The organism is Gottfriedia sp. OAE603 (genome assembly GCF_040543965.1).
In the GTDB taxonomy this organism is placed as follows: domain Bacteria; phylum Bacillota; class Bacilli; order Bacillales; family Bacillaceae_G; genus Gottfriedia; species Gottfriedia solisilvae.
Genome location: NZ_JBEUNN010000001.1, coordinates 1,897,180 through 1,910,046, shown reverse-complemented (window position 1 = coordinate 1,910,046; position 12,867 = coordinate 1,897,180). Strand labels below are relative to the sequence as shown.

The 12,867-nt window shown below is 31.3% G+C and carries 18 protein-coding genes; 2 read left to right on the top strand and 16 right to left on the bottom strand.

The features are described 5' to 3' along the window. From ABID96_RS09495 to ABID96_RS09485, 3 genes are read right to left on the bottom strand one after another with little or no spacing between them, the layout of a single operon-like run. Window positions 1-756, bottom strand: a complete 756-nt coding sequence (locus ABID96_RS09495) for a LamB/YcsF family protein (RefSeq protein ID WP_192602069.1) — start codon at window positions 754-756, stop codon at window positions 1-3. Next, window positions 746-1,489: a 5-oxoprolinase subunit PxpB gene (pxpB, locus tag ABID96_RS09490; protein ID WP_192601789.1), complete on the bottom strand. Its 744-nt coding sequence runs from the start codon at window positions 1,487-1,489 to the stop codon at window positions 746-748. The genes ABID96_RS09495 and pxpB overlap by 11 nt, the downstream gene beginning before the upstream one ends. Beyond that, a complete protein-coding gene (locus ABID96_RS09485; RefSeq protein ID WP_192601788.1) occupies window positions 1,476-2,093 on the bottom strand; it encodes a pyroglutamyl-peptidase I in 618 nt (205 codons plus the stop codon). The genes pxpB and ABID96_RS09485 overlap by 14 nt, the downstream gene beginning before the upstream one ends. A gap of 239 nt (window positions 2,094-2,332) precedes the next feature. Here ABID96_RS09485 and ABID96_RS09480 point away from each other — a divergent pair, with 239 nt between their 5' ends. Then, entirely contained in the window at window positions 2,333-3,091 is a 759-nt protein-coding gene (locus ABID96_RS09480) for a L,D-transpeptidase family protein (protein ID WP_377896826.1), read from the top strand. Between the two features lie 90 nt (window positions 3,092-3,181). Here ABID96_RS09480 and ABID96_RS09475 read toward each other — a convergent pair whose 3' ends face one another. Genes ABID96_RS09475 through ABID96_RS09460 form a run of 4 tightly spaced genes read right to left on the bottom strand, consistent with a single transcriptional unit; the run spans window position 3,182 to window position 5,512 of the window. After that, complete coding sequence (locus tag ABID96_RS09475; RefSeq protein ID WP_192601786.1) at window positions 3,182-3,670, bottom strand: heme-degrading domain-containing protein; 489 nt, start codon at window positions 3,668-3,670, stop codon at window positions 3,182-3,184. Between the two features lie 24 nt (window positions 3,671-3,694). Further along, a complete protein-coding gene (locus tag ABID96_RS09470; RefSeq protein WP_192601785.1) occupies window positions 3,695-4,738 on the bottom strand; it encodes an oxidoreductase in 1,044 nt (347 codons plus the stop codon). A gap of 1 nt (window position 4,739) precedes the next feature. Further along, window positions 4,740-5,027, bottom strand: a complete 288-nt coding sequence (locus ABID96_RS09465) for a DeoR/GlpR family DNA-binding transcription regulator (RefSeq protein ID WP_377896825.1) — start codon at window positions 5,025-5,027, stop codon at window positions 4,740-4,742. After that, entirely contained in the window at window positions 4,946-5,512 is a 567-nt protein-coding gene (locus ABID96_RS09460) for a DeoR/GlpR family DNA-binding transcription regulator (RefSeq protein WP_377896824.1), read from the bottom strand. Before ABID96_RS09460 ends, ABID96_RS09465 begins: the two co-directional genes overlap by 82 nt. A gap of 345 nt (window positions 5,513-5,857) precedes the next feature. Here ABID96_RS09460 and ABID96_RS09455 point away from each other — a divergent pair, with 345 nt between their 5' ends. Continuing rightward, window positions 5,858-6,403: a hypothetical protein gene (locus ABID96_RS09455; protein WP_377896823.1), complete on the top strand. Its 546-nt coding sequence runs from the start codon at window positions 5,858-5,860 to the stop codon at window positions 6,401-6,403. A 111-nt stretch (window positions 6,404-6,514) separates the two neighbouring features. Here ABID96_RS09455 and ABID96_RS09450 read toward each other — a convergent pair whose 3' ends face one another. The 9 genes from ABID96_RS09450 to ABID96_RS09410 all read right to left on the bottom strand — a co-directional run bounded on the left by ABID96_RS09450 (window position 6,515) and on the right by ABID96_RS09410 (window position 12,836). After that, on the bottom strand, window positions 6,515-7,006 hold the full coding sequence (locus ABID96_RS09450) for a geobacillin-26 family protein (protein ID WP_192601783.1): 492 nt from the start codon (window positions 7,004-7,006) through the stop codon (window positions 6,515-6,517). 151 nt (window positions 7,007-7,157) lie between these two features. Next, the gene (locus ABID96_RS09445; protein WP_192601782.1) at window positions 7,158-7,655 is read right to left on the bottom strand and encodes a DinB family protein; all 498 of its coding nucleotides are present in this window, start codon (window positions 7,653-7,655) and stop codon (window positions 7,158-7,160) included. Between the two features lie 32 nt (window positions 7,656-7,687). Beyond that, entirely contained in the window at window positions 7,688-8,062 is a 375-nt protein-coding gene (locus ABID96_RS09440) for a DnaJ family domain-containing protein (protein ID WP_192601781.1), read from the bottom strand. Window positions 8,063-8,372: 310 nt separating this feature from the next. Beyond that, window positions 8,373-8,540, bottom strand: coding sequence for a DUF4083 family protein (locus ABID96_RS09435; protein WP_377896822.1), 168 nt, complete (start codon window positions 8,538-8,540; stop codon window positions 8,373-8,375). Window positions 8,541-8,661: 121 nt separating this feature from the next. Further along, entirely contained in the window at window positions 8,662-9,042 is a 381-nt protein-coding gene (locus ABID96_RS09430) for a VOC family protein (RefSeq protein ID WP_192601780.1), read from the bottom strand. Between the two features lie 97 nt (window positions 9,043-9,139). Further along, the gene (locus ABID96_RS09425) at window positions 9,140-9,574 is read right to left on the bottom strand and encodes a DUF4829 domain-containing protein (protein ID WP_192601779.1); all 435 of its coding nucleotides are present in this window, start codon (window positions 9,572-9,574) and stop codon (window positions 9,140-9,142) included. Window positions 9,575-10,084: 510 nt separating this feature from the next. Next, window positions 10,085-10,219 (bottom strand): hypothetical protein, encoded by a 135-nt coding sequence (locus ABID96_RS09420; RefSeq protein WP_377896821.1) that lies wholly within the window; start codon window positions 10,217-10,219, stop codon window positions 10,085-10,087. Between the two features lie 689 nt (window positions 10,220-10,908). Continuing rightward, window positions 10,909-11,952 (bottom strand): ABC transporter permease, encoded by a 1,044-nt coding sequence (locus tag ABID96_RS09415; RefSeq protein WP_192601778.1) that lies wholly within the window; start codon window positions 11,950-11,952, stop codon window positions 10,909-10,911. Further along, complete coding sequence (locus ABID96_RS09410) at window positions 11,949-12,836, bottom strand: ABC transporter permease subunit (RefSeq protein WP_192601777.1); 888 nt, start codon at window positions 12,834-12,836, stop codon at window positions 11,949-11,951. Before ABID96_RS09410 ends, ABID96_RS09415 begins: the two co-directional genes overlap by 4 nt. Window positions 12,837-12,867: the final 31 nt, after the last annotated feature.

Here is a 12,867-nt window from a genome sequence, read left to right as displayed (position 1 = left end):
TTACTCTCCAACAGTTTTGACATCAATTTGATGTTGATGAAAACTCTTTCGCAATTCAGTTGCTAACTCCGCCCCGATAACTGAATCACTATGTAAGCAAATTGTATCAGCATCTAATGTAATTATTTTCCCTGATATTGTTGTAACTGTATTCGTAGTTATCATTTGAATTGCTTGTTCTACTGCCTCTTTCGTACTCATATGCACTGACAATGGCAGACTCCGATCGACAAGTAACCCATCTTCTTGATATGTACGATCTGCAAATACTTCAGAAGCATATGGGATATTCATTTCAATTGCTGCTTCTATTAATTTACTATTTGAAAGTCCATATAAAATTAAAGAAGAATCAAAAGTTTTTATCGCTTTTGTGATTGCTAATGCTAGTTTACTATTTTTTGCTGCCATATTGTATAAAGCCCCATGAGGCTTTACATGATGTAAATCCATTTTATGAGCTTTACAAACTGAATACAAAGCACCTATTTGATAAAGTACTAATTGATAAACCTCATCTTCTGTAAAATTCATTTCTCTGCGTCCAAAACCAAGTAAATCTGGAAAACTTGGATGTGCCCCAATTGAAATATTATATTTTTTTGCAAGCTTAACCGTTTCATACATAGTAAATGGATCTCCGGCATGAAAGCCACATGCAATATTTGCTGATGAAATATGAGGCATGATCCCTTCATCATCTATTTGATACCGTCCAAAACTTTCACCAATATCGCTATTCAAATCAATTCTCATCAACTTCGAGCACTTCCTTCTTGAGCGAAAATGAACCTTCTTTAATAGATTTTTCTATTTCTGCATATTCGATTTCATTAATTGATTTAAATCGTAAGAAACTACCTGATTGAAACAATATCGTATCATCACGATTAATTGAAAAGATAGTGACTGGGGTTTGACCAATAATATTCCAACCACCGGGCGATTCAAACGGATATATTCCTGTTTGGTCCCCTGCAATTCCAACAGCCCCTTGCCGAACAAGTTTAGGCTTTTTCAACCTAGGCGTAGCTAATTTTGGGTTTAGTCCTCCAAGATATGGAAAACCAGGCAAAAACCCAATCATATAAATTCGATATAAGCTTTCCTGATGCATCTGAATCACTTCATTCATTGAAATATGACGATGATTCATAACATTCTCGATATCTGGACCATATTGTAATCCATAACAAACAGGAATTTCATATATTGTTTTCTTCTGTTTAAGATTTATAGTTTGCAAATAAAGTATTTGCGTTTCAACTTCTTTCTTTATTTCGAAAAATGAATATGTAATCGAGTCATAAAACATAGTAACGGAATGATAAGAAGGAACAACTCCAGTAAATTTATGCCCCATTTTATTTATAATGTGGAGTGAGATCACATGTACCAAATCATTCGTTTCGTCTGAAATTGAATCCCCCACATAACATACAATACCAGAACATCCAACAGGATGAATTGATAGATTAATTTTCTTCATTTGTACTAATAACTTTTAACGCTAGCTTGATTGCATTTACTAAATCAGATTGTGACCAGCTAGGTAAGTTTTTCTGTAAAACTGCTAATTCATGTGAAGCTGGAATATGAATAAAGCCACTTGGAATTGAGATTTCTTTATTCTTTAATTCATTAAGCAATTGATACATTACGTTATTGCATAAATAGGTTCCAGCTGAATTCGAAACTTCTGCTGGAAATTTTTTTTCATTTAAATAATCAACAATTGCTTGTACAGGTAATGTTGAAAATAAGCCATCTGGTCCTTCTTCATCGATTTTTTTACCTATAAATTTATTTCCTTGATTATCTTCTGCACCATCATTACAATTAATAGCAATTCGTTCAGGTGTAATTTTAAAACGGCCACCAGCTAAGCCCAAAGAAACGACTGCATTTGGATTGATTTCATGATATAACTTAATGAGAAGATCTCCAGCAGATTGAAAATCTACAGGTAATATTTTACCAATAATTTTATACTGACCAATAGATTGTCCATCCAGTTCTTTTACAATATCTTCTGTTGGATTGATCGGAAAGTTTAAAAAAGGTTCAAATCCTGTTAAAAGTAAAGTCTTCAATTTTATCAAAACCTTTCAAAAAAATGTATTGTTGCAATATTCTACAAAAGAAATGTATTTCCCTTTCAAACATTAATAAATACAGTTTTCATTCTAAATAACTTTTGATATTAATCTTTTTTTAATCGCGTAAAGAGTTAACAATATTTAACATTTGTAAAAAACTGTAACAGAGACAACTTCTTCAAACATAGGATTAAATGATCATCATCATTAAGATTCTATGGGGAGGAAGGCGATTGATTAGAAAATTTTTTACGTTGTTGATTTTGACTTGTTTAATATTCTTTAGCATAGGAATAAAATCTAGTAAAGCTGCTGTAAGTCAATTTGTAATCATTAATAAATCAACGAACCAGCTTGCATATTATGAAAACGGGACATTCATTAAAGTATTTAAAGTAGCCACTGGTAGAAAACCATCCTACACTCCTGAAGGAAGGTTTAAAATTGTAAATAAAATTGTAAATAGGCCGTACTATAAAGAAGGTATTCCGGGCGGCGATCCTCGAAATCCACTTGGTAACCGTTGGCTTGGGTTAAATGCTCGAGGAACATGGGGTACAACATATGCTATTCATGGAAACAATAACCCTAGTTCAATCGGGAAATATGTTAGCTCTGGTTGTATTCGGATGTATGATAATGAAGTAGAATGGCTATTTGCTAGAATTAAAGTAAATACGACTGTTGTGATAACAACATCTACAAAAGCCTTTAACACAATTGCTAAAGCAAATGGTTATAAGGTAACTGGTACTAACACAAATCCTTCTATACCTTCTACAAATGTAGGAATATTAAAACTGGGGAATCGTGGAACAACCGTAAAATCCCTACAGAAAAAACTAACATCTCTCGGGTATAGTACAAAAGGCATTGATGGTATATTTGGATATCACACAGACCAAGCCGTACGCAGATTTCAAAAAGATCATCATTTAAACGTAGATGGGATTGTTGGTGCTGCAACAATAAAAGCTCTAGGAGGATTATAAAGTTAGCACGTATAAGAGGAAAAACCTCTATTTTTTTTGCAAAAAAAAGAGCTACTCGTAGGTAGCAACTCTTGAATTTAAAATATTAATTTAAAGTTGGGAAGTTTCAGTTAGAAATTTGGTAAATGCCTCGACGATCAATCCATGGTCTTCTTCCTGGGACAAGCCAGAAACTGTTATAACACCAATGACACCTGTTCCTTCAATCGTAATTGGAAATGCCCCACCATGTATAGCATAGTCAAACGGACTAACAGAATAAAATTCAAAGTATGATCTGTTTTTCATCTCGTTATAAAGTCGCATATAATATGAACTGTGATGGTGTCGGAAAACTACATTTGTTTTCTTCTTAATCCATTCATCTTGGTCCGGAGTTGTAGCATCCATAGCGTGATGGAAAATTGTTTGCCCATTCTTCACGATATTAATTGATACAGCTTTATTGAGTTTTTTACTAGCTTCAATGATCGATAAGCCGATTTCTAGTGCATCTTCATTAGAAAAACGCTTAAAAACTAGTTTTTCTTCCTGACTTTTAATGAGGTCAAGTTTCTCTTGAATATTGGTATTTTCCACAGTAAACGCTCCTTGAAAAACAATTTAATCTAAATAGATTGCTTTTTTTTCTAAACTACTTTTTTGGGCAGCCTCAATGATTTTTATTACTAATAAACCTTCTTGTCCAGAAACTGGTACACTTTTTCCAACATTAATGCTTTCGGCAATTTTTTTATAGTACGTTAAATAAGAACCATGTACGGTTTCAATTGTTTCCGACTTCACTTGTTCTCCGTCAATTGTATTGAGCTTACCGTAAAATTGAGGATCATCCGCTCCCCATGAATCATTTATAGGCTTTTTACCAGATTTAAGTGCATCTTCTTGTCCATCAAGCCCGTACTTAATAAAGCTACCTTTGCTTCCATGAACCTGGAAACGCGGTCCATTACTCGGAACGATTGATCCAGAATGTAAAATAACTCTTAGCTTCTCATATCCTAAAGTAAGGTGGAAATAATCATCCGTTTCGCCATTTTCTCTTTGGGCAATTACATCTGCTAATATAAATTTTGGCATTCCAAATAGTTGTAAGGCTTGATCTATTAAATGTGAACCTAAATCATACAAAGTACCTGATCCAGGACCTTGTTTTTCTCTCCATCTATCCCTTACCTCTGGTCTAAATCGATCAAAATGAACCTGGTATGTATTAATCTCTCCAAGCACACCTTCACTCACTAGCTTCTTCACCGTTAAATAATCATTATCCCATCTTCTGTTATGATAAACACTTAAAAGTAGATTCTTTTCTTCGGCAATTTTGATTAGATCCTCTGCCTCCTGAGTTTCTACTACCATTGGCTTCTCCAAAATAACATGTTTACCGGCAATTAAACTCTGTTTAGCCATTTCATAATGCAAACCACTTGGTGTTGTAATTACGACTAAATCTATCGCTTGATCCTCAAGAACCTCATTTAAACTTTTCACTACTTCAACGTCGCTCAAATCTTGTAGAACTTTTTCCTTATTAGAACTAACAACTTTTAACACTTTGAATTCCTCTAAAACACTTAACAATGGTGCATGAAAAGTAGCTCCTGAAAGGCCATACCCAACTAAACCAACATTAATTTTTTTCATCTTATTCACTCTCTCCTTCTAGTTCTGTAACAATTAAATGTATATTATTTTCTATGATCTTTTTCATCACAGTATCATCCGGTTGTGTATCTGTAATAATGACATCAAAATCTGTAATATCACAAACCTTGTGTAGAAATGTTTTTTCAAACTTTGAACGATCAGCTAATAAAATAACTTGTCGTGCACGGCTAATCATTTTCTTCTTTAAGAAGGCTTCTTCCTCATCAGGTGAAGTTGCTCCTTCAGCGCTAATACCACAAGCACCGATAAATAGCTGATCCACCATATAAAGTCATTTAGTGTTTCAATCGTTCTAGGTCCAGTTAGATTCCTATTTTTTCTATTGAATTTTCCTGGAAGTAAAAAAGTTGGAATATCAGTATACTCCCCTAACAAATCAACAATATCAATAGAATTAGTAATCACATTAACTTGCTTGTTTTCCATGAATTTAGCCATAAGTGCACCAGTTGAAGATGCATCGATCAATAAATCATAATGATCGTTTATTAGAAAAGAAGCGCTCTGAGCAATTCGCTCCTTACTTACTGTCACTTTTCGTTCTTTATAATCGATTAAATTCTTATTTGCTGATGGAATTGTCGCTCCACCTTTGATTCTAATTATTTCTTCACGTTCCTCGAGTTTAACAAGATCTCTTCTTGCTGTATCCTTTGAAACACTAAGCATTTCGCAAATCTCTTCTAATGAAATACTTTTATGAGAAGACAAATACTTTTTTATCAAAGTTAACCTTTGTTCTTGATACATAGACTACTGCCCCTTAAATATTTCTTGCTTTCTATTATATTAGATAAATCATGAAATATCCATAACAAAACTTAAACAGCTTAAGTTTAATAAGTTTTTTAAGTGAAATAATTAATCATTACATCAGATTCCAAATTCATTGCCTAAATAGTTTGCAGGAATATAGCTAATTTACATTATACTAAAACTGATTCAGTCAATATTGTATTGAGAAGTTAAAACACATGATCAATTGGAAATATATGTTAAAATATAAAAAGTAAAAGTAGCTTATAATCGAAATTCAGGATATAAATGTATGAATGATTAATTGAATTCGGAGGTGATATTATTAAAAGGTTTGGAATGATGATACTAATCGTTTGCTTTTCATTATTAGTAGCCTGTTCTAACAATCAATCTTTTGAAGACTTTTTTCAGAAGAAAATGGAGGAAAATAAAAAAAATTATGATGAAGATGTAAATTATTCTTACTCTCTTATTCATCATGAACTAAATGTTGTACATCCAGACGATGCGATTGCCATATTTCTTGAGAATAATCTCCAAGGAGAACAAATATTCATTGGTTACTTTGAGAAAATAAATGGTCATTGGAACTGGAAACAAACAAGAGGATCAGAATGGGATACTCCTCATAAATGGTCTTCTATGAATAATGTACCTTATATATATTCTGGTGCGATAAGTGACGAAACGATAAAAAAAGTTTATGCAGGACAAGAACAAGCTAAAATCATTCAAGTAAAAGGCAATAAAAGGTTTTGGTATGCGATCAGTAATAACAAGGATGTAACTGTTAAATACGTTATGGAAGATGGAACTGAAGAATTAATAGAAGAAATAGACTTAGCGATGTTAAAGGATTGGAAAGGCAGTAAGAACAAATAAAAACTGTGGAAAAATATAATAATAGTATGATAATCATACATAAATAAAGCTCAGAATTTTTTAGAAATTCTGAGCTTTTATTTTATCTTTTAATTAGTTCATTACAAAAATTTACTTTATAATTGCCCCTTTAATATTTAGAAGACTGTGAAAATAATAATTTGCATTATTGTATGTGTCATATAAATCATAAAATGTATTCACAGAATGTAAAAGCGTGATCATAATTAAACAAATGAAAAATAACATCGGACCAGAAGGAATCTGTTTATACTTTCTTTTTCCCAAGATTATACTAACGATAATCAAAACTAAATAAGAAATACTAAGAATAAATTCTAATTTTTGCAAACTAAGATCATTAACCGTTCTTCTAAAACGATCTAAATAATCAGCATTTTCTTTACTTTCTATTATGAAAAACACATTTTCTTTGTGACCTATCTTCCATCTATATTCCTTTTGTTCCTGTGTAATTTGATACTGATATCCACCTGCTTTTTCTTCGCGTAAAATGACAGTTGAGCTTGCTAGTATACTCGGAACATACGTAAGAAACAAAATACAGATGATTAATACAAAAATCACTCTTTCTCTCTTCATAATCTTCACCTAATACTATATAAATATCTAATCAACCTTACCAAGTACCCTTTTACAATTGACTACCAATTTTCTAAATCAGCTTCATCAACTTAATTTACTTCCATTTTCGCTAAGCGTTTAGCGGTACTTCCGTCGGTCATAGCAATTCTTACGTATCAATTTTTTGAGTTGAACTTTGAATATGTAAAAAATCCTCGATTTGCTTTTTATGATGCTGATCATGCTCACTAAAATCTTCAATTAAGTAGTAAAACGTAAAATGCAGATCTGTATTAGGAATATGTGTTTTACCATTCATGCTAATTTCTTTTTGTGCAAATTCCTGATAATCATTGAAACATTTTACGAGATTTTCTCTAGTTTTTATCGCTTGAGTTATGACTTCTTCGATTCCTTTTTCTGATACTAGTTTTGCAGATTCATGATTATAGTCATGAAAATTCGGAAAATCTATTTTGCCACTTTCTATAATTGAAGGAATACCAACGTTCAGTAAAAATTCATCCCATCTATAAAGATGAGCAATAATTTCTTTCACTGAGAATTTGCCTTCAGCAATTGGTTTATTCATTAACTCTAAATCATTCAAGGGTAATGATTTATACCAATTGATTAAACTATTTAATTGATACATTTGTTCGTTCATTTCAATCTTCCTTTTCCATATGGTATATTCAACTATTTCCAAAACACAAGTTGATGTTCAATATTTTCTCTGGTCACATAATTTTTTTGCATCGCAAACGGACAGCTCAAATTATATTGTTTGATTTCATAATTCACTTCATTTATTAATTTTGAAATAATTGAAGAGTGTTCTTCTGACTTAATCTGCGAAACAATATGTTCAAGCTTATCAAATATTTTTTTCTGCTTAGATAACCAATCTGGTTTATATCCTGACCTTTTAATGACAGTTGTTAATAAGTCATCTTTTAAATGTTCTTTTGATAAAGGTTTTCCAATTCCAGGTAAATTGTCAAATCCACCTTCTTTTTCATGACGCTTCACAATTTCATCTAACCAGTCTTCATATTTTTCATTATCACTCATATAATGATCACCTCGATTAGTTAATACTGTACTATATTCGGTTTTTTCTATTATTTTCCTTTATATCTATTTTGCTAATCTAGTTTACTGCATAAATTTTTGTCGCTTTTGTGAACAAACCCATAGAGTATATGTCATTGGGCAATAAGTTCATGTCTGATTGAAAAAATATAGAACAAAAAAGATTCTTCCAATTGAAGAACCTTAAGTCTGCTTATTATTCAGAATGAATGAAAGACTAATCCTTGTTTTTCACTGCCTAGGAATCCTAGATTCATAGTTTGCTAACTTATGCGTCAGCTCAATGAGTCTAGTCTAGTCTATTCGATTTTTGTTCAGATAATTTATCCAGCTTATCTTCTATACGCTTTAATTGGTTGTTACGTTTCTTTAAGGAACGTACAAATAATACAATAGCGACAATTAAAAAAATAAGAACAAGTAATACAAATAACTGATAAATTATATCTCCAATCAAAATATATACCCCACATTTTTTACTTTATTATACCATTTTAATACTATTTTTAAATACTAAAGTAGCTATTAATCATTGCAATTTGTATGTTCTTGTTCAATTAAGGCTAACTTTAGTTTCATTAAATAGTCAATTCTATCAAATTTCCTTCTGGGTCTTCTATTACACTCTCAAAGTATCCATCTCCAGTGACACGTGGACCGCTCACAATAGAGTAACCTTCGTTTTTTAATCTAGCTGTCATATGATTAACAGAGTCCATACTTCCTAAAGAGATAGCTAAATGAGCCCACCCTAATTGATTTTGTTGATTTGATTGATCAATACCTACTTTACGCATAATTTCTAATCTTGCACCTGACTTAAAAGTTAGAAAATAGGATTCAAACTTCTTTTCAATATTATGATATTTATTGTTTGACTTACAATCAAAATATGTTTCATAAAACGACTTCATATTTTCCAAATCATTTACCCAAATAGCTACATGTTCAATTCGCATTCATTTTCACTCCAATCAATTTTAGAAATCGTTTTCGTTGTTGTTCCAAAGCAGGCATTAGATTAAATAGAAAGATTTTTTTATTAAAGGAGAATGATTAATATCCCCAAGAATCAACTTGCCATTTATCATTTTTGCTATCCCTAATTAGAGTCCAGCTCCAATCAGACTGAGTTGAATTTGGCTCGAAACTTCCATCACCACCTGAAGAATCAACCATAAAATTAGATAACAAAACAATTACATTTTCTTCTTTTACACCATTTTCAGAACCTCTACCATATTTCATATAATCTTCGGTTATAGCGTTTGATTCTTTCTCTGAAAACCAAATATCTATAAGCTGGCATCCCTTAAAATACTTAAATCTTTCTTTCACAGTTTTTATTGCCGTATTTATTTCATCCTCAGTAAACTGATTTGATTTTTCAATTCTTACCTCTACTGTATCCGTTTGATGTTTATATAGATAACTTGAAAATACAACAACTATTAATAGACAAAAAAATAAAATTAATTTCTTATTCTTCATAAAAAGGGCTCCTATTTTTTATTCAATATTTATTTCATACTTAGAAATCGTTTATAACGTTATACCCCAAAAAAGGATCACTTCCACCACAATGAGGGCAGTATCCTCCTGAATATGTAATTCTAATTTGATCTGAAAGAAGTACATAATAATCAAAAATTGGTTCGACGTCAGTGTTCGATATCCCGCCTGGAATCTCGGGCAATTTAACCTCACGAAAAATTCATTTCCGACCAGTTACCGCTCCAGGTACATTAGTGCACTTAAATAGCTCTTCCGAAAAAGTTGGAGCATTTTTGATGACTTTCATACATACTCCACTATAAGTATTACACTTTGGACAATCGTGTACTTTCACGAATCTCAACCTCTCATAAAATGTAATTTTTCACGCACCTTTTTTTATAATTCTTTTTTACAGTCAAATAGTCCTTTTTAATAAAAAAGAGGACTATCAAATGATAATCCTCTAAATGTATTACAACAATCACCTAGTAAAGAACTAATTATCTAAGGATTCTTAGATGATTTTTTCTTTTGATCCTTTTCTTTTAATTCACGCAATTCTTTAACTACTTTATCAGACAAAATCCCTTTGTTTGAGTAATCTTCAAGTTCTTTCTCAGTGAACCATTTTTTCTCCATGATTTACCTCACTTACTGTTAATATTTTATAGTATCCCCTAAATCATCTAAGTATTTCTAAACATGCTTAAATTTAATCAGATTTCTTGCATTTCGAATATTGCATGTTTTTTTAACTGTTCAAGTTTTCATTGTAAAAGCAATACGACTCTAAATTTGTATATTTACCCAACCCTTTATCAATTTCATATAACTTTAACCCCGAGAATACACTGTAATAAGTCAGTTTTCATAAGGAGGGAACCACGAATTATGGTATATGGACAACATCCACCCTATCCCCCAAATCCCTGGGGTCTTCAAAATTGTTTGTATCGTTTCACGTATTTGTGGCTAAGAAACGGAGACAATTTTTGGTTTTATTTAACGACTATTGCAGAATCAAGAGTTTATGGCTATCGATTTTTTGGCGGTAGATGGAATCATTATTCGGTTTCTTTAAGAGATATTACTTTTTACCATTGTTCTCCTCCAACTCCAACTCTATTTTAAAACACTATCTCTGACCAAAGTATTCATCGTTCATAATTTGAAGGAACTGGTTTTTCGCATAATTAAAATTGCTTATTTAATACTGTGTACAATAGTTGTTCCATTACAATGCTATGTACAGACAACAAAGCTACAATACTTTATTGCATTAAACTTAATAAAAAGAACCACAAAAAACAGCGAATAATCGCTGTTTTTTACTTTGATAATACAAACGAAGATTGGTCTTTCTCCAATAAATCGGTTTTCCCATCAGTATTGTTAACAAAATCGAAATCATTCAATGAACCAAAATCCTTAACAGAATGATGTTTAAATTGTTTAGTTGGAACTTGTTGTTTATGAATCATTCTTTCAATACCTAATTTAATTAAATTAAAAGCAAATATCGTTACGATAAATGCGATACTTGGTCCAATAATGACCCACGGATCAATTGATAGTTCAAAGAAATTACTTCCAATCATTGCTGCCCATTCATTAGCCTTTGACATATCTCTTCCATCGCCATCGTCTATAAATAATGTAACTGCTCCACCAATAAACAATCTAAAAACACCTAATTGTGTTAATAAGAATAGTACTTGAATCGTTTGTTGGACGAAAAGTAATAAGATTCTTGTACGAAGAAATGGAAATACATGCTTTCTTCTTAACCACATATTACCCGCACCAATAACTTTTGAGCTTAAGATAAAATCATTTTTCAAAAATTCCTTTACCTCGTCACCGATCGTACTAGTTAAAATCGGTATCGCAATAAAAGATATTAATAATATTTGAAGGGAGATTATTCTAAACTGATTTCCACCTACTCCAAATTGTAGCATTTGAAAAATTGGAAGAACGATTATTACAGCAGGTACGAATCGAAATGCGTTGATGAATGGATTAACGATTGTTTCAAATTTCTTTCCTGTAAATCCATAAAATATTCCAAATAAAATACCGAATACAACACGAATAATGGCTACAACTAATGCAATTGCAATTGTATATTTTGCACCATCTACTACCATCCAAAATACATCTCTACCAAAACGATCAACGCCAAATGGATAGGTTAAACTTGGCGGATATCCGTATGTGCCAATCATTTTTCCTTCATCATTGTAAAGAAATGTTGGTGGTGGCTTTAATGTATCTTTAATAAAGTAAGTATATATAAAACTAAATGCGACTAAGCCGATAATCATAAAACAACCAATCATTATTGGTAAGTTTTGTTTCAATTTTTTCATATAAACTCACTTACTCCTCTCAATCGGTTAACGATATATTTAAAGATTAAGTCTAATATAAAGAAAGGAATAAAAAGTAAAACAAGTGACATAAAAAATATTTCTGGGGAGCTCATATTTTTAAATAAAAATGAAAAATACCCTTTCATGTTTAATAAAAACTCTACAATAAATAGATTAGAAATAATCACCCAAAAAATTAATTTCGTATTAGTTAATAAAGTAATTGTTACGTTTCGTAATATATGTCTTACTAAAACCCAAGATTTCGATAAACCTTTTGCTCTTGCATACTCTACATATTCTCTTATTTCTTCTTCATTAATTGATAAGTAAATCATTTGAAATAATTGGATTGTTGGAATGATAGAAACTACGAAAATTGGCAGTATATAAACGTTACTTTCAAGGCCCGCTACTGGATCAATAATCATGACACCTGTTTTATTGAAAATCCAAAATAAAACTATTTGTAAGCCTGCAATCATCACAACATCTGGTACTGATTGAAGGAAAAATAGTAAACTATGAATTATTTTTTTCACAACTATAGGGGCCATGTATGTAATGTAAGAAAGTAGTAAAGCAGCGATGATTGAACAAATAAACGCAGCAAATAAGATTGTTAAAGAGTAGACATAAGGTTTCTTCAAAACAGTATAAAATGGTACATAGATTAACTCTTGTACATTCATGATTACTTCTAAATCTTTAAAATAAAAAAAGCTCCAGAAAAATATTTGTAATTGATTCCATAACTCCGATAACCGCTCACCTTTAGGTAAAAAAAGACTAAATGATAAAGCAGTGATGAATCCAATTCCTACAATCGTTAGCAAAAATTGAATGATATGTTTTGTTATTAATTTACTAGTTTGTATCATATTCGTTTACACAATCTATTCAAAAAGGTTG

Bases quoted from the DNA above. Each gene is read 5' to 3' on its own strand.
- ABID96_RS09495 (WP_192602069.1), bottom strand. From the start codon at position 756: ATGAGAATTGATTTGAATAGCGATATTGGTGAAAGTTTTGGACGGTAT.
- pxpB (WP_192601789.1), bottom strand. From the start codon at position 1,489: ATGAAGAAAATTAATCTATCAATTCATCCTGTTGGATGTTCTGGTATT.
- ABID96_RS09470 (WP_192601785.1), bottom strand. From the start codon at position 4,738: ATGAAAAAAATTAATGTTGGTTTAGTTGGGTATGGCCTTTCAGGAGCT.
- ABID96_RS09465 (WP_377896825.1), bottom strand. From the start codon at position 5,027: ATGGTGGATCAGCTATTTATCGGTGCTTGTGGTATTAGCGCTGAAGGA.
- ABID96_RS09460 (WP_377896824.1), bottom strand. From the start codon at position 5,512: ATGTATCAAGAACAAAGGTTAACTTTGATAAAAAAGTATTTGTCTTCT.
- ABID96_RS09455 (WP_377896823.1), top strand. From the start codon at position 5,858: ATGATGATACTAATCGTTTGCTTTTCATTATTAGTAGCCTGTTCTAAC.
- ABID96_RS09450 (WP_192601783.1), bottom strand. From the start codon at position 7,006: ATGAAGAGAGAAAGAGTGATTTTTGTATTAATCATCTGTATTTTGTTT.
- ABID96_RS09445 (WP_192601782.1), bottom strand. From the start codon at position 7,655: ATGAACGAACAAATGTATCAATTAAATAGTTTAATCAATTGGTATAAA.
- ABID96_RS09440 (WP_192601781.1), bottom strand. From the start codon at position 8,062: ATGAGTGATAATGAAAAATATGAAGACTGGTTAGATGAAATTGTGAAG.
- ABID96_RS09430 (WP_192601780.1), bottom strand. From the start codon at position 9,042: ATGCGAATTGAACATGTAGCTATTTGGGTAAATGATTTGGAAAATATG.
- ABID96_RS09425 (WP_192601779.1), bottom strand. From the start codon at position 9,574: ATGAAGAATAAGAAATTAATTTTATTTTTTTGTCTATTAATAGTTGTT.
- ABID96_RS09420 (WP_377896821.1), bottom strand. From the start codon at position 10,219: ATGGAGAAAAAATGGTTCACTGAGAAAGAACTTGAAGATTACTCAAAC.
- ABID96_RS09415 (WP_192601778.1), bottom strand. From the start codon at position 11,952: ATGAAAAAATTGAAACAAAACTTACCAATAATGATTGGTTGTTTTATG.
- ABID96_RS09410 (WP_192601777.1), bottom strand. From the start codon at position 12,836: ATGATACAAACTAGTAAATTAATAACAAAACATATCATTCAATTTTTG.